This is a genomic window from Cellulomonas triticagri, assembly GCF_003696205.1.
GTDB lineage: Bacteria > Actinomycetota > Actinomycetes > Actinomycetales > Cellulomonadaceae > Cellulomonas > Cellulomonas triticagri.
Map to the genome: position 1 here is coordinate 1 of NZ_RFFI01000032.1, position 21,008 is coordinate 21,008.

Annotated in this window: 20 protein-coding genes and 1 pseudogene; 16 read left to right on the forward strand and 5 right to left on the reverse strand. The window is 74.3% G+C overall.

The window, feature by feature from the left end:
• The 5 genes and pseudogenes from EBM89_RS07610 to EBM89_RS07630 form a co-directional block, all read left to right on the forward strand.
• Positions 1-298 (forward strand): annotated as a pseudogene (locus EBM89_RS07610) (L-aspartate oxidase); the annotation flags it as partial.
• Between the two features lie 30 nt (positions 299-328).
• Positions 329-1,231 (forward strand): carboxylating nicotinate-nucleotide diphosphorylase, encoded by a 903-nt coding sequence (gene nadC / locus EBM89_RS07615; RefSeq protein ID WP_122148849.1) that lies wholly within the window; start codon positions 329-331, stop codon positions 1,229-1,231.
• A 58-nt stretch (positions 1,232-1,289) separates the two neighbouring features.
• Entirely contained in the window at positions 1,290-2,825 is a 1,536-nt protein-coding gene (gene lysS, locus EBM89_RS07620) for a lysine--tRNA ligase (protein ID WP_122148850.1), read from the forward strand.
• Between the two features lie 46 nt (positions 2,826-2,871).
• Positions 2,872-3,057 carry a hypothetical protein gene (locus tag EBM89_RS07625; RefSeq protein WP_122148851.1) on the forward strand — a complete coding sequence of 62 codons (186 nt, stop codon included), beginning with the start codon at positions 2,872-2,874 and terminating at the stop codon, positions 3,055-3,057.
• Between the two features lie 123 nt (positions 3,058-3,180).
• On the forward strand, positions 3,181-3,519 hold the full coding sequence (locus EBM89_RS07630; RefSeq protein WP_122148852.1) for a histone-like nucleoid-structuring protein Lsr2: 339 nt from the start codon (positions 3,181-3,183) through the stop codon (positions 3,517-3,519).
• Between the two features lie 62 nt (positions 3,520-3,581).
• Here EBM89_RS07630 and xylB read toward each other — a convergent pair whose 3' ends face one another.
• Positions 3,582-5,033: a xylulokinase gene (gene xylB / locus EBM89_RS07635; protein ID WP_122148853.1), complete on the reverse strand. Its 1,452-nt coding sequence runs from the start codon at positions 5,031-5,033 to the stop codon at positions 3,582-3,584.
• A gap of 112 nt (positions 5,034-5,145) precedes the next feature.
• Positions 5,146-6,333, reverse strand: coding sequence for a xylose isomerase (gene xylA, locus EBM89_RS07640; RefSeq protein WP_122148854.1), 1,188 nt, complete (start codon positions 6,331-6,333; stop codon positions 5,146-5,148).
• Between the two features lie 74 nt (positions 6,334-6,407).
• On the opposite strand from xylA, the gene EBM89_RS07645 reads away from it, so the two are divergent.
• From EBM89_RS07645 to mshA, 4 genes are all read left to right on the forward strand, one after another.
• Entirely contained in the window at positions 6,408-7,634 is a 1,227-nt protein-coding gene (locus EBM89_RS07645; protein WP_233571610.1) for an ROK family transcriptional regulator, read from the forward strand.
• Positions 7,635-7,691: 57 nt separating this feature from the next.
• Positions 7,692-8,753 carry a lactonase family protein gene (locus EBM89_RS07650; RefSeq protein ID WP_233571611.1) on the forward strand — a complete coding sequence of 354 codons (1,062 nt, stop codon included), beginning with the start codon at positions 7,692-7,694 and terminating at the stop codon, positions 8,751-8,753.
• The gene (locus tag EBM89_RS07655; protein WP_122148857.1) at positions 8,750-10,198 is read left to right on the forward strand and encodes a sugar porter family MFS transporter; all 1,449 of its coding nucleotides are present in this window, start codon (positions 8,750-8,752) and stop codon (positions 10,196-10,198) included. The genes EBM89_RS07650 and EBM89_RS07655 overlap by 4 nt, the downstream gene beginning before the upstream one ends.
• 77 nt (positions 10,199-10,275) lie before the next feature.
• A complete protein-coding gene (mshA, locus tag EBM89_RS07660; protein WP_122148858.1) occupies positions 10,276-11,598 on the forward strand; it encodes a D-inositol-3-phosphate glycosyltransferase in 1,323 nt (440 codons plus the stop codon).
• Between the two features lie 8 nt (positions 11,599-11,606).
• On the opposite strand, the gene EBM89_RS07665 is transcribed toward mshA, so the two are convergent.
• The gene (locus EBM89_RS07665) at positions 11,607-12,047 is read right to left on the reverse strand and encodes a nitroreductase family deazaflavin-dependent oxidoreductase (protein ID WP_122148881.1); all 441 of its coding nucleotides are present in this window, start codon (positions 12,045-12,047) and stop codon (positions 11,607-11,609) included.
• A gap of 89 nt (positions 12,048-12,136) precedes the next feature.
• On the opposite strand from EBM89_RS07665, the gene EBM89_RS07670 reads away from it, so the two are divergent.
• A complete protein-coding gene (locus tag EBM89_RS07670; protein ID WP_122148859.1) occupies positions 12,137-12,877 on the forward strand; it encodes a phosphoglyceromutase in 741 nt (246 codons plus the stop codon).
• A 226-nt stretch (positions 12,878-13,103) separates the two neighbouring features.
• On the opposite strand, the gene phoU is transcribed toward EBM89_RS07670, so the two are convergent.
• Positions 13,104-13,772 carry a phosphate signaling complex protein PhoU gene (gene phoU, locus EBM89_RS07675; RefSeq protein WP_122148860.1) on the reverse strand — a complete coding sequence of 223 codons (669 nt, stop codon included), beginning with the start codon at positions 13,770-13,772 and terminating at the stop codon, positions 13,104-13,106.
• A gap of 198 nt (positions 13,773-13,970) precedes the next feature.
• Between phoU and EBM89_RS07680 the strand changes: the two genes are divergently transcribed.
• From EBM89_RS07680 to pstB, 6 genes are all read left to right on the forward strand, one after another.
• Positions 13,971-15,191 carry a sensor histidine kinase gene (locus EBM89_RS07680; RefSeq protein WP_122148861.1) on the forward strand — a complete coding sequence of 407 codons (1,221 nt, stop codon included), beginning with the start codon at positions 13,971-13,973 and terminating at the stop codon, positions 15,189-15,191.
• Between the two features lie 4 nt (positions 15,192-15,195).
• Positions 15,196-15,912 (forward strand): response regulator, encoded by a 717-nt coding sequence (locus EBM89_RS07685; RefSeq protein ID WP_122148862.1) that lies wholly within the window; start codon positions 15,196-15,198, stop codon positions 15,910-15,912.
• A gap of 167 nt (positions 15,913-16,079) precedes the next feature.
• Entirely contained in the window at positions 16,080-17,195 is a 1,116-nt protein-coding gene (gene pstS / locus EBM89_RS07690; RefSeq protein ID WP_122148863.1) for a phosphate ABC transporter substrate-binding protein PstS, read from the forward strand.
• Positions 17,196-17,324: 129 nt separating this feature from the next.
• Positions 17,325-18,338: a phosphate ABC transporter permease subunit PstC gene (gene pstC / locus EBM89_RS07695; RefSeq protein ID WP_122148864.1), complete on the forward strand. Its 1,014-nt coding sequence runs from the start codon at positions 17,325-17,327 to the stop codon at positions 18,336-18,338.
• Between the two features lies 1 nt (position 18,339).
• On the forward strand, positions 18,340-19,302 hold the full coding sequence (gene pstA / locus EBM89_RS07700) for a phosphate ABC transporter permease PstA (RefSeq protein ID WP_122148865.1): 963 nt from the start codon (positions 18,340-18,342) through the stop codon (positions 19,300-19,302).
• Between the two features lie 60 nt (positions 19,303-19,362).
• Complete coding sequence (pstB, locus tag EBM89_RS07705) at positions 19,363-20,142, forward strand: phosphate ABC transporter ATP-binding protein PstB (protein ID WP_122148866.1); 780 nt, start codon at positions 19,363-19,365, stop codon at positions 20,140-20,142.
• 138 nt (positions 20,143-20,280) lie between these two features.
• On the opposite strand, the gene EBM89_RS07710 is transcribed toward pstB, so the two are convergent.
• The gene (locus tag EBM89_RS07710) at positions 20,281-20,877 is read right to left on the reverse strand and encodes a hypothetical protein (protein ID WP_199732028.1); all 597 of its coding nucleotides are present in this window, start codon (positions 20,875-20,877) and stop codon (positions 20,281-20,283) included.
• Positions 20,878-21,008: the final 131 nt, after the last annotated feature.

Here is a 21,008-nt window from a genome sequence, read left to right on the forward strand (position 1 = left end):
GGGGCTGGCGGCGGCGTCGGCGGCGCTCGCGGCCGTGCGGACCGACGCGCACCGCACCCCCGACGGGGCGGGCGGCGACGCGCCGGTGGCGGCCCCGCAGGTCGCGGAGTGGGAGACCACGAACGTGCACCAGGTCGCGACGGTGCTCGCCGCGACGGCGGCGACGCGCCGGGAGACCCGCGGCGGGCACCTGCGCAGCGACCACCCGGAGCGGGACGACGCCCGGTGGCTGCTGCGCGTCGAGGCCCGCCTGGCCCCGGACGGCACGCTGGTCGAGGACCCGACGCCGCTGGTCTGAGTCGGGCCGCGCCGCCCCTAGGGTGGTCGGGTGACCGATGCGCTCGACCCCACCTGGCTGACCCGCACCGTCGCGCTCGCGCTGGACGAGGACCTGGGGGCGGCGCCCGGCCGGGACGTCACCACGCAGGCGACGGTCGCGCCCGACGTCCCGGGCGTCGCGCACCTCGTGGCCCGCGAGGCCGGCGTGGTCGCGGGCCTGCCGGTGGTCGCCGAGGTGCTGGCCCAGGTCACCGAGCGGCTCGGCCTCGCGCCCGCGACGGTCGACCAGCGGGTGCCCGACGGCACCGCCGTGGTCCGCGGGGACGTGCTCGCGGTGCTCACCGGGCCGGTGCAGGCGCTGCTGGTCGCCGAGCGCACCGCGCTCAACCTCGCGTCCCGCGCCTCCGGCGTCGCCACGCACACCCGCCGCTGGGCCGACGCGCTCGCGGGCACCGGCGCGCAGGTGCTCGACACCCGCAAGACCACCCCGGGCCTGCGCGAGCTCGAGAAGTACGCGGTCCGGCGCGGCGGCGGCACCAACAAGCGCATGGGGCTGCACGACGTCGCGATGGTCAAGGACAACCACGTGGTCGCGGCAGGCGGCGTCGCGGCGGCGGTGCGGGCGGTGCGCGCGCGGTTCCCGGACGTCGCGATCCAGGTCGAGGCCGACACCACCGCCCAGGCGCTGGAGGCCGTGGCCGTCGGAGCGCGGTTCCTGCTGCTCGACAACATGCCGACGCCGGTGCTGGCGGAGACCGTCGCGGCCGTGCGTGCGGGGGAGGCCACCACGGGCCGGGTCGAGCTCGAGGCCACCGGCAACCTCACGCTCGACCGGGCCGCCGAGGTCGCCGCCACCGGGGTCGACTACCTGTCCGTCGGGGCGCTCACGCACTCCTCGCCGATCCTCGACCTGGCGCTCGACCTGGTCGAGGGCGTGCACCCGCCCGCCTGAGGTCGGCCCGGCGCCGCGCGTGGCCGGGGGCACCCGCGACGCTCGATAGGATCGCCGGGTGACCGACCCCACGCCCGCAGCGCCCGTGACCGCCGACGACCTCCCGGAGCAGCTCCGGGTCCGTCGCGAGAAGCGGGACCGCATGCTGGCCGAGGGCGTCGAGCCCTACCCGGTCGGCGTGCCGCGCAGCCACACGATCGCGCAGGTGCGCGCCGCGCACCCCGACCTGGAGCCGGGTCAGGAGACCGAGGACGTCGTCGGCGTCGCGGGCCGCGTGGTGTTCCTGCGCAACACCGGCAAGCTCTGCTTCGCCACGCTCCAGGACGGCGAGGGCAACCGCCTGCAGGCGATGCTCAGCCTCGCGAACGTCGGCGAGGACCGCCTCGCGGCGTTCAAGGCGGACGTCGACCTCGGCGACCACCTGTTCGTGCACGGCACCGTCGTGGCCTCGCGGCGCGGCGAGCTCTCCGTGATGGCGGACTCCTGGCAGCTCGCCGCCAAGTCGCTGCGCCCGCTGCCTAACCTGTACGGCAAGGGCGACGAGGAGGCCCCCGAGCTCTCCGAGGAGCTCCGGGTCCGGCAGCGCTACGTCGACCTCATCGTCCGGCCCGCCGCGCGCGACGCCGTCCGGCTGCGCGCCGGGGTCGTGCGGTCGCTGCGGGAGAACTTCCACCGCCGCGGCTACCTCGAGGTCGAGACGCCGATGCTGCAGACGCAGCCCGGCGGCGCGGCCGCGCGCCCGTTCGTCACGCACATGAACGCGTTCGACATCGACCTGTACCTGCGGATCGCGCCGGAGCTGTTCCTCAAGCGCGCGGCCGTCGGCGGTCTGGAGCGCGTCTTCGAGATCAACCGGAACTTCCGCAACGAGGGCGCGGACTCCACGCACTCGCCGGAGTTCGCGATGCTGGAGGCGTACGAGGCCTACGGCGACTACGACACCATGGCCGCCCTCACGCGCGACCTGGTGCAGACCGCCGCGCAGGACGTCCTCGGCACCACCACGATCACGCTGCCCGACGGCGAGCAGTACGAGCTCGGCGGCGACTGGGCGCAGCTCACCATGTACGGCTCGCTGTCCGAGGCGCTGGGCGAGGAGATCACCCCGCAGACCTCGGTCGCGCACCTGCAGGGCATCGCGGACCGCCTCGACGTGCAGCTCGACCCGAAGCGGGTCAGCCACGGCAAGCTCGTCGAGGTCGTCTGGGAGCACCTGGTCGGCGACCACCTGCACGCGCCGACGTTCGTGCGCGACTTCCCGGTGGAGACCAGCCCGCTGACCCGCGACCACCGCAGCATCCCCGGCCAGGTCGAGAAGTGGGACCTGTACGTCCGCGGCTTCGAGCTCGCGACCGCGTACTCCGAGCTCGTCGACCCCGTCGTGCAGCGGCAGCGGTTCGAGGCGCAGGCCGTGCTCGCGGCGGCGGGCGACGACGAGGCGATGCAGCTGGACGAGGACTTCCTCGCCGCCGTCGAGTACGCGCTGCCGCCCACCGGCGGCATGGGCATGGGCGTCGACCGGCTGCTGATGGCGCTGACCGGCCTGGGCATCCGGGAGACCATCCTGTTCCCGCTCGTGAAGCCTCAGGGCTGAGAAGCGCGGCCTTGGTGAGCGTATTCCGCGGCGTAGGCTGGTCGGTATGAACATCGGACCGGTCCTCGCCGCCCTGCTGCCTTCGGTCGGCGTCGGGGTGATCTTCTGGATCGCGATCCGCGCGTTGATGAACGCCGATCGCACGGAACGCGCCGCCCTTGCCCGCATGGATGCGGCCGAGAAAGCCGCCGCGAAGGACGCGAATTCCCCGCAGAACGCGCCCGAAATCTGACGCGTTGACCCCAGGTCTTTGACGCCGCCCCATTCCGGGTGCCATGCTCTTTCCCGAAGGCACGATTCTTGCCGCTCGGAGAACCGGGGGCACGCGGCAACCGACAGCTCTGGAGGGCGACGAATGGCTCAGAAGGTTCAGGTCCTGCTCGTGGACGACATCGACGGCGGCACCGCTGACGAGACGGTGACGTTCGCGCTCGACGGCGTCTCCTACGAGATCGACCTGACGACCGCGCACGCCGCCGAGCTGCGCGACGCGCTCGCGACCTGGGTCGGGCACGCCCGCAAGGTCGGCGGCCGCGCCTCGTCCGGCCGCTCCTCCTCGGGCGCCAGCCGCCCGCGCCGCTCCTCCGACGCCGGTGCCGTGCGCGCCTGGGCGAAGGAGAACGGCTTCGAGGTCTCCGAGCGGGGCCGCATCTCCGCCGAGATCCGCGAGGCCTACGAGGCCGCGCAGGGCTGATCCCGCACGACGACGGCCCGGCACCCCCTGGTGGGGTGCCGGGCCGTCGCACGTCCGGGGCCTTAAGGCCGGGGGACCGTCAGGTCCCGGGCCTCGGCGTAGCGGGCGCGGACCTGGGGGGTCGGGTCCGCCTCGCGCACCTCGGCCTGGCCTGCGGCGGTCCACGTCGGGGGCTGGTCGGAGGCGGCACGGACCCACGCCGCCTGCCGGGCGGCGCCGTCGGCCACGTACTCGCCGGGCGTGGGCACTGTCACCGGCGCACCGAGCACGGCGGGTGCGAGGGCCCGCACCGCCTCGGACTGCGCACCGCCGCCGATGAGGAACAGGCGCTCGACCGGCACGCCCTGCGCGCGCAGCGCGTCCAGCCCGTCGGCGAGCGCGCACAGCATGCCCTCGACGGCGGCGCGGGCGAGGTGCGCCGGGGTGGTGTTCGCCAGCCGCATCCCGTGCAGGGCGCCGGTGGCGTCCGGCTTGTTCGGGGTGCGCTCGCCCTCCAGGTACGGCACGAGGACGAGGCCGTCGGCCCCGGCGGGGGCGGACAGCGCGAGCGCGGACAGCCCGGCGTGGTCGACGCCGAGCATCCGGGCGGCGGCGTCGAGCACCCGCGAGGCGTTGAGCGTGCAGGCCAGCGGCAGGTACGCGCCGGTGGCGTCCGCGAACCCGGTGACCAGCCCGGAGCCGTCGGCGGTGGGCGTCGCGGACACCGCGGACACCACCCCGGACGTCCCGATCGAGATCGCGACGTCACCCGCCACCATGCCGAGACCCAGGGCGGCCGCGGCGTTGTCGCCCGCGCCGGGGCCGAGCAGCGTGCCGGCGCGCAGCAGCCCGCCGCCCGCGGCGCGGGCGGCGACCTCGTGGGCGGGGACGACCCGCGGCAGGGCGGCGTCGTGCCCGAGCGCGCGCTCCAGCAGGTCGCGACGGTAGTCCTCGGTGAACGGCGACCAGTAGCCCGTCCCCGACGCGTCGGAGCGGTCGGTGGTGAGCGCGTCCAGGCCACCAGACCCGGGCCCGTGACCCGCGAGCCGCCAGGTCAGCCAGTCGTGGGGGAGCGCGACGGCCGCGACCCGGGCGGCGGCGTCGGGCTCCTCGTCGCGCAGCCAGCGCAGCTTGGTCACGGTCAGCGACGCGACCGGCACGGAGCCGATGGCCTCGGCCCAGGCGCGCGCCCCGTCGCCGTCAGGCGCCTCCGCGCCGAGCTCCGCGATCAGGTCGGCGGCGGCGGGCGCGGACCGGGTGTCGTTCCACAGCAGCGCGTCCCGGACGACCTCGCCGTCCGCGTCGAGCGCGACCATGCCGTGCTGCTGGCCGCCGACGGCCACGGCCTCGACGTCGTCCAGCCCGCCCGCGTCGCGCACGGCGGACTCCAGGGCGTCCCACCAGTGCCGGGGGTGGATCTCGGTGCCGTCGGGGTGCGACGCCCGCCCGGTGCGCACCAGCGCCCCGGTGTCGGCGTCGCGCACGACGACCTTGCAGGACTGCGTGGAGGAGTCCACACCAGCAACCAGAGCCATGTCTCAGCGTCCTCGCTCAGGGGGGATGTGCCGAGGTCGAGGGTTCCACGTGGATCGAGGGTGCAGAACCCTCGACCTCGCGCGGAACCCTCGACCTCGTCGGGGGATCGGCTCAGCGGGCGCCGAGGGCGTGCTCGAGGGCCAGCTGGTTGAGGCGGACGAAGCCGAAGCCGCGGGCGGCGACGCCGTCCACGTCGAAGTCCTCGAACGCGCTGCGGTCCGCCAGCAGGTCCGCCAGCGTCTCGCCCTCGCCGAGGGTGGGCTGCGCGAGCTCGAGCACGCCGGCGGCCTCCAGGGCCTCCTGCACCTCGGGGTCGGCGCGGAACGCCTGGGCGCGCTCCTTGAGCAGCAGGTAGGTCGCCATGTTCGCGGCGGCCGAGTCCCACACGCCCTGGAAGTCCTCGGTGCGCGACGGCTTGTAGTCGAAGTGCCGGGGGCCGTCGTAGCGGGGGCCGCCGGACGGGAAGCCGTTCTCGATGAGGTCCACGGTCGCGAACGCGGAGAACAGGTCGCCGTGGCCGAACACGAGGTCCTGGTCGTACTTGATGGACCGCTGGCCGTTCAGGTCGATGTGGAACAGCTTGCCCGCCCACAGCGCCTCGGCGATGCCCGACGTGTAGTTGAGGCCCGCCATCTGCTCGTGCCCGGTCTCCGGGTTGAGGCCGACGATGTCGCCGTGCTCCAGCTTCGCGATGAGGCCGAGCGCGTGGCCGATGGTCGGCAGCAGGATGTCGCCGCGCGGCTCGTTGGGCTTCGGCTCGATGGCGATGCGCAGCCCGTAGCCCTTCTCCTTGATGTACGCCGCGACCGTGTCGATGCCCTCGGCGTACCGGTCGTGCGCGGCATTCAGGTCCTTCGCGGAGTCGTACTCCGCGCCCTCGCGCCCGCCCCACATCACGAACGTGTCGGCGCCGAGCTCGGCCGCCAGGTCGACGTTCCGGATGACCTTCCGGAGGCCGTAGCGGCGCACCCGGCGGTCGTTCGACGTGAACGCGCCGTCCTTGAAGATCGGGTGCCCGAACGTGTTGGTGGTGACCATCTCGACGGTGATCCCGGTGTCGGACAGCGCCTGCTTGAACCGGGCGAGGATGCGGTCGCGCTCGGCGGCGTCGGAGCCGAACGGCACGACGTCGTCGTCGTGGAACGTCACGTGCGCGGCGCCGAGCTCGGCGAGCTGGTGCACCGACTCCACCGGGTCCAGCCACGGGCGGCTGGCGCTGCCGAACTGGTCCTGGGCGTTCCAGCCCACGGTCCAGAGGCCGAACGAGAACTTGTCAGCGGGGGTGGGCGTGCGGACCATCATCACTCCTCGTCGAGGGACTGCGGTTTGTCTTGCCGATGAACTTATACGCGGCCCGGGTTAGGGTCAACCGCGTGACGACCCCCGGCCCGAGCGTGACGCAGGCCCGCCGCCGTGCGCCCGCGCGGCAGGGGACGCTGCGCGAGCACAACCTCGCGCTGGTGCTGCGGCACGTCCTCGACGCCCCCGCCGCGCCGCCCTCCCGGGCCGAGGTCGCGACCGCCACCGGACTGACCCGCGGCGCGGTGTCCGCCCTGGTGGACCTGCTGATCGGCGCCCGCCTCGTGGCCGAGCTGCCGCCGACCGCCACCGCCCGTGCTGGGCGCCCCGCCGTCCCCCTCGTGCCCGCGCGCGGCACCGTCGTCGCCCTCGGCGCCGAGGTCAACGTCGACTACGTGGGCGTGCGCGCGCTCGACCTCGCGGGGGACGTCCTCGCGCACACCGTCGAGGACGGCGACTTCCGGCACAGCGACCCCGCCGCCGTCCTCGCCCGGCTCGCCCGGCTCGTCGGGCGCGTGCGCGCCGCCGTCCCGTCGGACGCCCGCACCGCCGGGCTCTGCCTCGCCCTGCCCGGGCTGGTCGACCGCGTCACCGGCCCGCTGCGGCTCGCCCCCAACCTCGGCTGGCGGGACGTCGACGTCGCCGCGCTGCTCACCGCGCACCCCGAGGTCGACGGGCTGACCGTGCGGCTCGCGAACGAGGCTGACCTGGCCGCCCGGGCCGAGGTCCGGGCCGGGGTCGCGGGCGACAGCTTCCTCTACGTGTCCGGCGAGGTCGGCATCGGCGCGGCCCTCGTGCTCGACGGCGAGGTGTTCGCCGGGCGGCACGGCTGGGGCGGCGAGCTCGGCCACACCGTCGTCGACCCCCGCGGCCCCCGGTGCACCTGCGGGGCGAGCGGCTGCCTCGAGCAGTACGCGGGCAAGGACGCGCTGCTGCGCGCCGCGGGCCGGGACGTCGAGGACCCCGTCGACGCGCTGCTCGCCGCCGCGGCGGCCGGGGACGAGGGCGCGGCCCGCGCGCTGGTCTCCGGGGGCGAGGCGCTCGGGCTGGCGCTCGCCAACGTGGTGAACCTGGTCGACGTCGAGCGCGTCGTCCTCGGCGGCATCTACGCACCGCTGGCCCCGTGGCTCGCCGAGGCCGTCACCGCCCAGCTGCGCACCCGGGTGCTGTCGGCCCCGTGGGCGCGGGCCCAGGTCGGCGTCGCCGCGGGCGGCGCCCACGCCGCCATGACCGGCGCGGCGCTGGTCGTCCTGCGCGCGGTGGCCGACGACCCCAGCGCCTGGCTCCCGCCCGCTCCCTGACCCCCGGTCCCGCCCCTGGGTTCGATGGGGTGGCGCGGGGTGCGTACAGTCCTCGCCGTGACGGAGCACCTGCGCGACCTGTGGATCGGGACGTACCCCTCGGCCGGAGCCGGCACGCCCGCGGGCCGGGGCGAGGGGGTGTGGCGCGTGTCCCTCGACCCGGAGACCGGTCGCCTGACCGACCCGGTGCTCGCCGCGACGACGCCCGCGCCGTCGTTCCTCGCCGTCGACCGACGCGCCGACCTGCTGCTCGCCGTCGGCGAGGACGCCGCGGGGACGGTGACGGCGTTCCGCACGGCGGGGACGCCCGGCAGCCGTACCCTCGACCCGCTCGGCACCGTGCCCAGCGGCGGCGCCGACCCGTGCCACGTGCTGCTCGACCCCTCGGGGCGCACGGCGTTCGTGGCCAACTACTCCTCGGGCACCCTCGTCGTGCTCGACCGCACCGACGACCCGGCGGCCCCGCTCGGCGACGGGCCCGTGCAGACCTTCGGGCACACCGGGTCCGGTCCGGTGACGGAGCGCCAGGAGGGGCCGCACGCGCACCACGCGGCGCTCGCGCCCGGCGGCACGCACGTGCTGGTCTGCGACCTCGGGACCGACGAGATCCGCCGGTACCGCCGCGACCCGCAGACCGGGCGGCTCACCGAGGCCGGCGTCGCCGCGACGCTGCGCCCCGGGTCCGGGCCCCGGCACCTGGTGTTCTCGGCGGACGGCCGGATCGCGTACGTGACCTGCGAGCTCGACGTCACGGTGGCGGTGCTGGCGTGGGACGTCGAGCGCGCGACCGGCCACGTCGTGCAGCACGTGCCCGCCCTGGAGGAGGGGGCCACCCCCGCCGGGACACCCCTGCCGTCGCACATCGACCGCGTCGGCGACCGGGTGCTCGTCGCGACCCGCGGGCCCGACGTGCTCGCGACGTTCGCCGCCGCGCCCGACGGCACCCTCGCCCCGGCGGGGCAGGTCGCGTTGCCCGGTGCGTGGCCCCGGCACTTCGCGGTCGTCGAGGGCTGCACCGTCGTCGCGGACCAGGTCGGGGACTCCCTGACCGTGCTCCGTGACGGAGCGGTCAGCCACCGGGTGCCGCTGCCCGCGCCCGCGTGCGTGGTGGTCGCATGACGACCCCACCCACGCCCGCCGTGCCTGACGTGCCCGGCGCGCCCGCCGGCCGCACGCTGCCGCCGATCATGCCCGGCCCGCACCTGCGCCGCCTCGACGTCATCACCGTCGTCGCGACGTTCGGCGGCCTGCTGTTCGGCTACGACACCGGCGTCATCAACGGCGCCCTGGAGCCGATGGTCGCGGACCTCGGGCTCACCCCGGCGACCGAGGGCCTGGTCACCAGCAGCCTGCTGGTCGGCGCGGCGCTGGGCGCCCTGGTGTGCGGGCGGCTCGCGGACCGGCTGGGTCGCCGCCGGACGCTGGTGGCGCTCGCGGTGCTGTTCTTCGCCGGCGCGATCGGCAGCGTGGTGGCGCCGTCGACCGAGGTCATGGTGCCGATGCGGTTCCTGCTCGGCATGGCGGTCGGCGGGGCGTCGATCACGGTCCCGGTGTACCTGGCGGAGCTCGCGCCGACGGAGCGCCGCGGGGCGATCTCGGGGCGCAACGAGATCGCGATCGTCGTCGGGCAGCTCGCCGCCTTCCTCATCAACGCGGTGATCGGCATCGTGTGGTCGGACCACCCGGCGGTGTGGCGGTACATGCTGGCGGTGCAGGCCGTGCCCGCCGTGGCCCTCTTCGTCGGGATGCTCCGGATGCCGGAGTCGCCGCGCTGGCTGCTGGCGCGCGGCCGCGAGGACGAGGCGCTGGCGGTGCTCCGCGAGGTGCGGGACCCGGGGCGGGCCGCCGCCGAGCTCCGCGAGGTGCGGGACCTGGTCGCCGCCGAGCGCGAGGAGCGCGCGGGCCGGGTGTCCTGGGGCGCGCTGCGGGTGCCGTGGGTGCGCCGCCTGGTCCTCATCGGCATCGGCGTCGCGGTGATCAACCAGCTCGGCGGCATCAACGCGGTCATGTACTACGGCACGCAGCTGCTGCGGCAGTCCGGGTTCAGCGGCGACGTGGCGCTGATGGCGAACGTGCTGAACGGCGTGTTCTCGGTGGTCGGCATGCTCATCGGCCTGCGGCTGATCGACCGGGTGACCCGGCGTCGCCTGCTGCTGGTCGGCCTGACCGGCATCATCGCGTCGCACCTGATGATCGCGCTGTGCTCGGCGGTCATCCCGGAGGGCACGGGCCGCTCGGTGGCGGTGTCGGCGTTCCTGGTGCTGTTCGTGGGGTTCAACCAGTCGTCGGTGGGGCTGCTGTGCTGGGTGATCCTGGGCGAGCTGTTCCCGCTGCGGGTGCGCGGGTTCGCGATCGGGCTGAGCGTGTTCTTCAACTGGACCGTGAACGCGATCATCTCCGGCTTCTTCCCCTCGGTGGTCGCGTCGATCGGCGTCAACGGGACGTTCCTGCTGTTCGCGGGCCTGAACGTGCTGTCGCTGCTGTTCGTGCGGTTCGTGCTGCCGGAGACGCGGGACTCCTCCCTGGAGCAGCTGGAGGCCGACTTCCGGGCCGCGCGCGCCTGAGCCGGGCGCCGGGGCGCGTGCGTAGGTGCTCCCGCGGGACGGACGTCCGGCGCGCGACACCGTCCAGATGGTCGAGAATGGGGGAGACCACCCCCGTCCCGCAGGAGCCCGTCGTGCCGTCCGACCCGCGTCGCATCGCCATGCTGTCGGTGCACACCTCCCCGCGGGACCAGCCCGGCACCGGTGACGCCGGCGGCATGAACGTCTACATCGCGGAGCTGTCCCGGGCGCTGGCCCGCCGGGGCGCGGTGGTCGAGATCTTCACGCGCGCGACGTCCTCGGCGCTGCCGGAGACCGTCGAGCTCGACGCGGGCGACGACCGGGTGCTGGTGCACCACGTGCCCGCGGGCCCGTACGAGGGGCTGGACAAGAACGACCTGCCGAGCCAGATGTGCGCGATGACGGCGGGCGTCGTCCGGCACGCCGCCGCGCACCCGGCGGGCTGGTACGACGTCGTGCACGCGCACTACTGGCTGTCCGGCCAGGTGGGCTGGCTCGCCGCCGACCGCTGGGACGTGCCGCTGGTGCACACCATGCACACGATGGCGCGGGTGAAGAACGCCGCGCTAGCCCCGGACGACAGCCCCGAGCCCGCGACGCGCGTCATCGGCGAGGAGCAGGTCGTCGCGGCCGCGGACGCGCTGATCGCGAGCACGGCGGAGGAGGCGCAGGACCTCGTCGGCATGTACGACGCGGAGCCGGACCTCGTGCACGTCGTCGCGCCCGGCGTGGACCTCAGCACGTTCCGCCCGCCCGCCCACGGCGCCGACGGGGTCGTGGACCCCGCTGCCCGCGCCGCGCTGCGCCGGGACCTGGGCCTGCCCGTCGACCGGGACGTGGTGCTGTTCGCCGGCCGGGTGCAGCCGCTCAAGGCCCCGGACGTGCTGGTGCGGGCCGTGGGCGCGCTGCGGCGCTCCGGTCGCCCGGTGCCGCTGCTGGTGGTGCTGGGCGGGCCGAGCGGGCGCCCGACGGCGCTGCGGGACCTGCGGGCGCTCGCGGTGAGCGAGGGCGTCGCGGACGACGTGGTGTTCCACCCGCCGGTGAGCCGCCCGGAGCTCGCCCGGTGGTTCGCCGCCGCGGACCTGGTCGCGATGCCGTCGCGCAGCGAGTCGTTCGGGCTCGTGGCGGTGGAGGCGCAGGCCGCGGGGACGCCGGTGGTGGCGTCCGCCGTGGGCGGCCTGCGCTCGGTGGTGCACGACGGCATCAGCGGCCGTCAGGTGCGGGGCCACGACCCCGCGGTGTGGGCGGACGTCCTCGCGGAGACGCTCGCGCGCCCGGAGGCCCGCGGGGCGTGGCGCCTCGCGGCCCGCCGGGTCGCGGAGCAGTACGGCTGGGACGCCACCGCCGAGCAGGTGCTCAAGGTGTACGCCCTGGCCGCGGAGCGCCGCGCCCGGGACTGACGGTCAGGTCAGGACGCGACGGGCTCCAGGACGAGCACCGGGATCACCCGGTCGGTCTTCGTCTGGTAATCGGCGTAGTCCGGGTACGCGGCCACCGACCGCTCCCACCACAGGTCGCGCTCGGCGCCCTCGACCTCGCGCACGGTGTAGTCGCCCTTCGCGGGGCCGTCCTGCAGCTCGACCAGCGGGTGGGCGAGCAGGTTGTGGTACCAGACGGGGTGCTGCGGGGCGCCGCCGAGCGAGGCCACGACGGCGTAGGTGCCGTCGTGCTCGACGCGCATGACGGGGATCTTGCGGACCTTGCCCGACTTCGCGCCCAGCATGGTCACGACGACGACGGGCATCCCGCGCATGGTCGTGCCCTGCGTGCCGCCCGAGCTCTCGATGAGCTCGACCTGCTCGCGGCTGCGGGTGTCGGGGGACGGGACGTACTCTCCGGTGATCGGCATGCCGGGCACAACGCCCGCGCGGGGTCCGGGTGTTCCGCGGGCCGAACGTCCCCCGACGCGCTGCGCCCGCGTGCGGCAGGATGGGACCCATGACCTACACCCTCGTTCTGCTCCGCCACGGCGAGAGCGAATGGAACGCCAAGAACCTGTTCACCGGCTGGGTCGACGTCGCGCTGTCCGAGAAGGGCGTCGCGGAGGCCAAGCGCGGCGGCACCCTGCTGACCGACGCGGGCGTGCTCCCGGACGTCGTGCACACCTCGCTGCTGCGCCGCGCGATCATGACGTCGAACTACGCGCTCGACGCCGCCGACCGCCTGTGGATCCCGGTCAAGCGGTCGTGGCGCCTGAACGAGCGCCACTACGGCGACCTGCAGGGCAAGGACAAGAAGCAGACGCTGGAGCAGTACGGCGAGGAGCAGTTCATGCTGTGGCGCCGCTCCTACGACGTGCCGCCGCCGGAGATCGAGCTCGGCTCGGAGTTCTCGCAGGACAGCGACCCGCGCTACGCCGGTGAGCCGATCCCGCGCGCCGAGGCCCTGGCCCAGGTGCTGGACCGCGCCCTGCCGTACTGGCACTCCGACATCGTCCCGGACCTGCAGGCCGGCAAGACCACCCTGGTCGCCGCGCACGGCAACTCGATCCGCGCGATCGTCAAGTACCTGGACGACGTCGACGACGCCACCATCGCCGGGATCAACATCCCGACGGGCATCCCGCTGGTCTACCACCTGGACGAGGAGACGCTGAAGCCCACGAACCCGGGCGGTACGTACCTCGACCCGAGCGCGGCCGAGGCCGCGATCGCCGCGGTGGCGAACCAGGGTCGCTGACCCGACCGTCCGAGGGCCCGGACCGGCACCTGCTGGTCCGGGCCCTCGCGCGTGCGGGGTGGCGGGGTCGCGGAGTCGCGGCCCCGGGTGGGCGCGTCGCCGTCCCAGCAGGCGGTGCGCCCTCACGTCGCGACATGGCGCCGCAGCGCCCCGGCCCTGCCTCCCGGGAAGGCGGCAGGCCCGCCTCCCCGAGAGGGAGACGGGCCTGCCCGTGCCTGCGTGCGCGTCAGCGCGCGGCGGCGCCGGGGTGCTCCTGCGCGAAGTCGCCGGTCACCAGGAAGACGATGCGGCGCGCGACGGACACCGCGTGGTCGCCGAACCGCTCGTAGTACCGGCCGAGCAGCGTGACGTCGATGGTCTGCTGCGCGGTGCCGGTCCACGCGGGGCCGAGCAGGACGCGGAACGTGTCCTCGTGCAGCGAGTCGAGCAGGTCGTCGTCGCGCTCGATGCCCTCGGCCTCGGCGAGGTCGTGGCTGGTGAGCACGTGGGTGGTGCGCTGGGCGACGCGCTTGGCGGCCTCGTGCATCTCCGTGAACACCCCGGTCAGCGCCGGGTCGACCGCGGGGTGCGGGTACCGGCCGCGCGCGACCTGGGCGACGTGCCGGGCGAGGTCGCCCATGCGCTCCAGGGTGGCGCTCATCCGCAGGGCGGAGACGACGACCCGCAGGTCGGTGGCGACGGGCTGCTGCTGCGCGAGCAGCAGGACGCAGCGCTCGTCGAGGTCGCGCTCGAGGGCGTCGATGGCCAGGTCGTCGGCGATGACGGACTCCGCGAGGGCGAGGTCCTGGGTGAGCAGCGCCTCGCCGGCGGCCGTGATGGCGTGCTCGACCCGGCGGCTCATGGCCACCAGGTCGTCGCCGACCTGCTTCAGCTCGGCGTCGAAGATCTCGCGCATGGCTTCCTCTCGTCCGCGCGACCTCCCGCGGGCGGGCGCGCGCTCGTGTTCCGACTGCCTACGGTCCCACGCGGAGGTGAACATCGAGGTGAACGGCGCGCGACCCGGTGGTGAACGCAGATGAACACTGCCCGCGCGGGGCCTGGTGATCGCGGGGCGCGGACCGCTGCACGCCCGGGACGACCGTACGCTGACGCCGTGGAGGGTCTCAACGGTCTCGTGGTGCTGGCCGCCGGTGCGCTCGGTCTGGTCACCGGCATCGGCGCGACGCTCGCGTTCCGGTTCTCGGAGCGCGCGCAGCGCACCGTGCCGCCCCGGCCCGAGCCGGAGCTCGACGACGGCCTGGTGCGGGTGCTCGCCGTGCTGCGCTCCGCGGCGGTGGTGCTGGACGACGAGGACCGCGTCGTGCGGGCGAGCCCGCCGGCGTTCGCGCTCGGGGTGGTGCGCGACGGCATGGTCGTGCACGCCGCGGTGCGGGACCTGATCGCGGACGTGCGCCGCACCGGGGTCATCCGGGACGAGGAGCTCGAGCTGCCGCGCGGGCCGCTCGGGCCCGGCACCGTGATGCTGCAGGTGCGCGTCGCCCAGGTCGGCCCCGGGCAGCTGCTGGTGCTCGCGGAGGACAACACGCAGGCGCGCCGCCTGGAGGCGATCCGCCGGGACTTCGTGGTGAACGTGTCCCACGAGCTCAAGACCCCGGTGGGCGCGCTGTCGCTGCTCGCCGAGACCGTGCAGGACGCCGCCGACGACCCGGAGACCGTGCGCAGGTTCGCCGGCCGGATGATCGGCGAGGCGCAGCGGCTGTCCGCGCTGGTGCACGAGATCCTCGAGCTCTCGCGGCTGCAGGTCGCCGGGGCGCTGAACGACATCGTCGTGGTCGACGTGGACCAGGTCGTCGCCGAGTCGGTGGACCGCGCGCAGACCGGCGCCGCCGCGAAGAGCATGGCGTTCTCCGTCGGCGGCGAGACCGGGACGCAGGTGTTCGGCGACGCCACGATGCTCGTGCAGGCGGTCCGGAACCTCCTCGACAACGCCGTGCGGTACTCCTCGCCGGGCACCACCGTGGGCGTCGGCGTGCGGACCCGCGACGGCCTGGTGGAGATCGCCGTCGTGGACCAGGGCGTCGGCATCTCCGCCGAGGAGCAGGACCGCGTGTTCGAGCGGTTCTACCGCGTGGACCCGGCCCGCAGCCGCGAGACCGGCGGCACCGGCCTGGGCCTGTCCATCGTCAAGCACGTCGCGGCGGACCACGGCGGCGACGTGCAGGTGTGGTCGCAGCCCGGTCGCGGCTCGACGTTCACCCTGCGCCTGCCCGTCGCGGCGCGCCCCGCCGACGAGCCCGACCCGATCTCGAGCCCCACCCCGACCCCGAGCGCCGCCGCACCCGCGGCGGCCCCCGACACCGCACCGGAGGCCTGACCCCGTGACCCGCATCCTGCTCGTCGAGGACGAGGAGTCGTACCGCGACCCCCTGGCGTACCTGCTCGGCCGGGAGGGCTTCGAGGTGCGCACCGCCGCCACCGGGCCGGAGGCCCTGGCCGCCTTCGAGGCCGAGGGGGCGGACCTGGTGCTGCTCGACCTCATGCTCCCCGGGCTGTCCGGCACCGAGGTGTGCCGGCAGATCCGGCAGACCAGCGACGTCCCGGTCATCATGCTGACCGCGAAGGACGGCGAGATCGACAAGGTCGTGGGCCTGGAGCTCGGCGCGGACGACTACGTCACCAAGCCGTACTCCTCGCGCGAGCTGCTGGCCCGGGTGCGGGCGGTGCTGCGGCGCCGGCGCGGCGTCGCGGTCGGCGACGCGGGGGAGGAGGACGAGGTCGACGACGGCGTCCTCGTCGCAGGCCCGGTCAAGATGGACGTCGAGCGGCACACCGTGACCGTGGACGACCAGCCGGTGGCGTTCCCGCTCAAGGAGTTCGAGCTGCTGGAGCTGCTGCTGCGCAACGCCGGGCGCGTGCTCACCCGCGGCCAGCTCATCGACCGGGTGTGGGGCACGGACTACGTGGGGGACACCAAGACCCTCGACGTGCACGTCAAGCGGGTGCGCGCCAAGATCGAGCCCGACCCCGGCGCGCCGACCCTCCTGATCACGGTCCGCGGCCTCGGGTACAAGCTGCTCGACGACGAGCCGGCCTGAGCCGATCGTCCGCTCCGGGCGGCCCCTGAGGGGCGCTCGGAGCATTGTCCGGTCGTTCACCCTCCGTTCACCGGCGTACGGGAACCTGTTCGCCTGCGCTCCCTAGCGTCGGCGGCAGGTCGCGCACAGACGGGTGCGCGCCGCGTTTCGACAGGACGGACAACACTGTGAAGCTCAACCGCGGTCGTACGGGTGCCCTCGCCCTCGCTGGCGTCGTCGCCCTCTCCCTCACGGCATGTGGTTCGGACGACCCGACCGGCTCCGGCACCACGGGCGGCACCGACTCCGGCTCGGAGAGCACCCTCGCGGGTGAGCTCGTCGGCGCCGGTGCCTCCTCGCAGGAGTCGGCCATGGAGGCCTGGCGTGCCGGGTTCCAGAGCGCGAACCCCGACGTCACCGTCTCCTACGACCCGGTCGGCTCCGGTGGCGGCCGCACGGCGTTCCTCGAGGCCTCGGCGCTGTTCGCCGGCTCGGACGCCGCGCTGGACGAGGAGGAGCTGACCTCCGCGCAGGAGCGCTGCTTCGGCGCCTCCGCCGTGGACCTGCCGGTCTACATCTCCCCGATCGCCGTCGTCTTCAACCTCGAGGGCGTCACCGAGCTGAACCTCTCGGCCGAGACGATCGCGAACATCTTCAACGGCACCATCACGACCTGGGACGACCCGGCCATCGCCGAGGCCAACCCGGAGGCGACGCTGCCCGCGACCGCGATCACGCCGGTGCACCGCTCCGACGAGTCGGGCACCACCGAGAACTTCACCGAGTACCTGTCCGCCGCGGCGAACGGCGCCTGGGCCGACGAGGCCTCCGGCGACTGGCCGATCGAGGGCGGCGAGTCCGGCCAGGGCACGTCCGGCCTGATCCAGACCGTCCAGAGCGGCCAGGGCACCATCGGCTACGCCGACGCCTCCAAGGCCGGCGAGCTCGGCAAGGTCTCGATCGGTGTCGGTGACGCGTTCGTCGCCCCGACGGAGGAGGCCGCGGCCGCCGCGCTCGACGCCTCGCCGCGCGACGACTCCCGCGAGGAGGGCGACATCGTCATCTCCATCGACCGCACCACCACGGCCGACGGCGCCTACCCGCTGATCCTCGCCTCCTACCTCGTCGCCTGCCAGGCGTACGACACCCAGGAGGACGTGGACCTCGTCAAGGCGTTCCTCACCTACGTCGCGTCGGCCGAGGGCCAGGCGGCCTCCGAGTCCGCCGCGGGCTCCGCGCCGATCTCCGACGCGCTGCGCACCGACGTCCAGGCCTCGATCGACGCGATCACCCTGGCTTCCTGAGGGTGACGGACCGGCGGGCGTGACCCGCCCGCCGGTCCGGACCCCCGGCCCTGGCCGGTCCGCCCCCGGGTGGACCGGCCACAGCCACGAAAGAACGCCCTCTCTCCTCCCCTCCCCCTGGAGAACAGCGTGACCAGCACCCAGCCCCGCACCGCGGGCTCGACAGACCCGGACGCGCCCCCCGCGGGCACGACGGCGAAGCGCCTGAAGTCCGGGCACGGCGACCGCGGCGGCAGCCGCGTCTTCCGGTGGGTGTCCACCGGCGCCGGCGTCCTGATCCTCGTGATCCTCGCCGCCGTGGCGATCTTCCTGGTGCAGCGGGCCTGGCCCGCGATCACCGCCGACCCGGAGGAGCTCGCCTCCCGGATCAGCTGGTTCCGCGCTGACAGCCTGCTCGGCTTCGTCGGGCCGCTCGTGTTCGGCACGCTGCTCGCCGCCGCGCTGGCCCTGCTGATCGCGACCCCGATCGCCATCGGCATCGCGCTGTTCATCTCGCACTACGCGCCGCGCCGGCTCGCGAACGCCCTCGGCTACGTGGTCGACCTGCTCGCCGCCATCCCCTCGGTGGTCTACGGCCTCTGGGGCGGCCTGGTGCTCAGCCCGCTGGTGACGCCGGTGTGGCAGTGGCTCGGGGACTGGTTCGGCTGGATCCCGCTGTTCGGCGGCTCCGTGTCGCCGACCGGCCGCGTCATGATGACCGTGGGCGTGGTGCTCGCCGTCATGATCCTGCCGATCATCACCGCGATCTGCCGCGAGGTGTTCCTGCAGACCCCGCGCCTGCACGAGGAGGCCGCCCTGGCCCTCGGCGCGACGCAGTGGGAGATGGTCCGGATGGCCGTGCTGCCGTTCGCCCGCTCCGGCATCGTGTCCGCCGCGATGCTCGGCATGGGCCGCGCGCTCGGCGAGACGATGGCCGTGCTGATGATCCTGTCGCCCGGGTTCGCGTACTCGTTCCAGCTCCTGGTCGCCGGCAAGCAGCAGACCATCGCCGCGAACATCGCCGCCCAGTTCCCCGAGGCCAACCAGACCGGCGTCGCGACGCTGATCGCCACCGGCCTCGCCCTGTTCGTCATCACCCTGGCCGTGAACATGGCGGCCCGCGCCATCGTCGCGCGCCGCAAGGACTTCTCGGGGGCCAACTGACATGACGACGACGACCGCCCCGAAGCCGGCCCCCGAGGGCTCGGCGTCCCTGCGCGAGCTGCTGCAGACCAACGACGCGAAGCGCCGCCGCACCGACGTCACGATGCGCGTGCTCATCACCGCCGCGTTCGTGCTCGCGATGCTGCCGCTGCTGTCCCTGACGTACACCGTGGTGTCGCAGGGCATCGGCCGCCTCGACGGCTACTTCCTGATGAACTCCATGCGCGGTGTGTTCGGCGGCATGGACGCCGGTGGCATCTACCACGCCATCGTCGGCACCCTGCAGATCACGCTGTTCGCCGCGCTGATCTCGGTGCCGATCGGCCTGCTCACCGCGATCTACCTGGTCGAGTACGGCGGCGGCAAGCCGCTCGCCAAGACCGTGACCTTCCTGGTCGACGTCATGACGGGCATCCCGTCCATCGTCGCCGGTCTGTTCGCCTACGCGCTGTTCGCGCTGCTGCTCGGCCCGGGCGCCAAGTTCGGGTTCATCGGCTCCGTCGCGCTGTCCGTGCTGATGATCCCGGTCGTCATCCGGTCCAGCGAGGAGATGCTGCGGCTCGTCCCGAACGAGCTCCGCGAGGCGTCCCTCGCACTCGGCGTCCCGCGCTGGCTGACCATCCTCAAGGTGGTGCTCCGCACGTCGGTCGCCGGTCTGACCACCGGCGTGATGCTGGCCATCGCCCGCGTCATCGGCGAGACCGCCCCGCTGCTGCTCACCGTCGGCGTCATCGACTCGATCAACTTCAACCTGTTCGAGGGCCGCATGATGACCCTGCCGGTGTACGTGTACCGGCAGTACGCTCAGGGCCTGGTCCCGTGCTCAGCCGACGACGCCGCCTGCATCCCGGACATCAACATCCAGCGTGCCTGGGCCGCGGCGCTCACGCTGTTCCTCATCGTGATGCTGCTCAACCTCATCGGCCGCCTCGTGACGCGCTGGTTCGCCCCGAAGATCCGCTGAACCGCCCGCCCGCACCCGCAGCTCCCTGACCCTCCCCCAGAACCCAAGGAGACGACCGAGATGGCTCAGCGCATCGACGTCAAGGACCTCAACATCTTCTACGGCAGCTTCAAGGCCGTGGCCGACGTGAACATGACCATCGAGCCCCGCTCGGTGACCGCGTTCATCGGCCCGTCCGGCTGCGGCAAGTCGACCTTCCTGCGCACCCTCAACCGCATGCACGAGGTCATCCCCGGCGCCCGCGTCGAGGGGACCGTCGCCGTCGAGGGCGTCGACCTGTACGGCTCCGAGATCGACCCGGTCGCCGTGCGCCGCCAGGTCGGCATGGTGTTCCAGCGCCCCAACCCGTTCCCGACGATGTCGATCGCCGAGAACGTCCTCGCGGGCATCCGGCTGAACAACCGGAAGATGTCCAAGAGCGAGGGCCAGGACCTCGTCGAGCAGTCCCTGCGCGGCGCGAACCTGTGGAACGAGGTCAAGGACCGCCTCGACCGCCCCGGCTCCGGCCTGTCCGGCGGCCAGCAGCAGCGCCTCTGCATCGCCCGCGCCATCGCGGTCAAGCCGCAGGTGCTGCTCATGGACGAGCCCTGCTCCGCGCTCGACCCGATCTCGACCCTCGCGATCGAGGACCTGATCGCCGAGCTCAAGTCGCAGTACACGATCGTGATCGTCACGCACAACATGCAGCAGGCGGCGCGCGTCTCCGAGAAGACCGCGTTCTTCAACATCGCCGGCACCGGGCAGCCGGGCCGGCTCATCGAGATCGACGACACCGCCACGATGTTCTCGTCGCCCAAGGAGCAGGCGACCGAGGACTACATCTCCGGCCGCTTCGGCTGAGCCGCGGGGGGCCCGGTCGGGGCGCTGCGGTTCGGGAGGGAACCGCGGCACCCGCACCGGGGCCGGTACGACGCAGGCCCCGTCCGGGCGACCGGACGGGGCCTGCTGCGTGCTGGGGTGCTGGGGACGGGGGAGGGGTCAGCCCTCGGTGCCACCCGCCTGCTCGCCCTCGCCGCCGGCGGTGTCGCCGTCGGTGGGCGCCTCCGTGGCGTCCGTGCCCGGCTCCGCCGAGGCGGTGGCCGTGGGCTCGACGGACGGCTCCGGCTCCGGGACCAGGTCCGCGTACTCGGGCAGCGTGCCGTCCAGCACGGGCACCGGGACGGTCTCGCTGCCGCCGGGACCGGTGGTCAGCGTGAGGTCGGTGACGGCACCCGGGCCCACCGGGGTGTCGAGCACGACGTCCTCGCCCTGCGTGCCACCGAGGTACACGGTCTCGCCCGAGGCGACGCGGATCCGCTCGCTCGTGCCCGTGGTGGACAGCTCGACCGTGAGGGCGTCCTCGCCGCGGTTGGTGAGCGCGCCCTGCAGCGCCGCGGGGCCGTCGGCCTCGGCGGCGATGAGCAGCAGGTTCTCGGCGGTCAGGTCGCCGAGGGTGGCCCGGACGCCGTCGGAGGCCGCGTACGGCTTCTCCGTGGTGATCGGGTTGGTCGCCGAGCAGCCGGTGAGGACCGCCGCGACGGCCAGGGCGACGGCGCCGACGACGACGGGGCGGGCGGACGGGCGGCTGCGGGCCACGGGGACTCCTCGGTGCGGTTCTGGGCGAGCGCGTCGGTGCGCGGGGGGCTCGCACGCGCGCGGGCGTGCGACGTCGAGCCTACGGGGCCGCGAGGGCTCGGCGCACGACCGCGACGGGTGGGTCTGGGTCT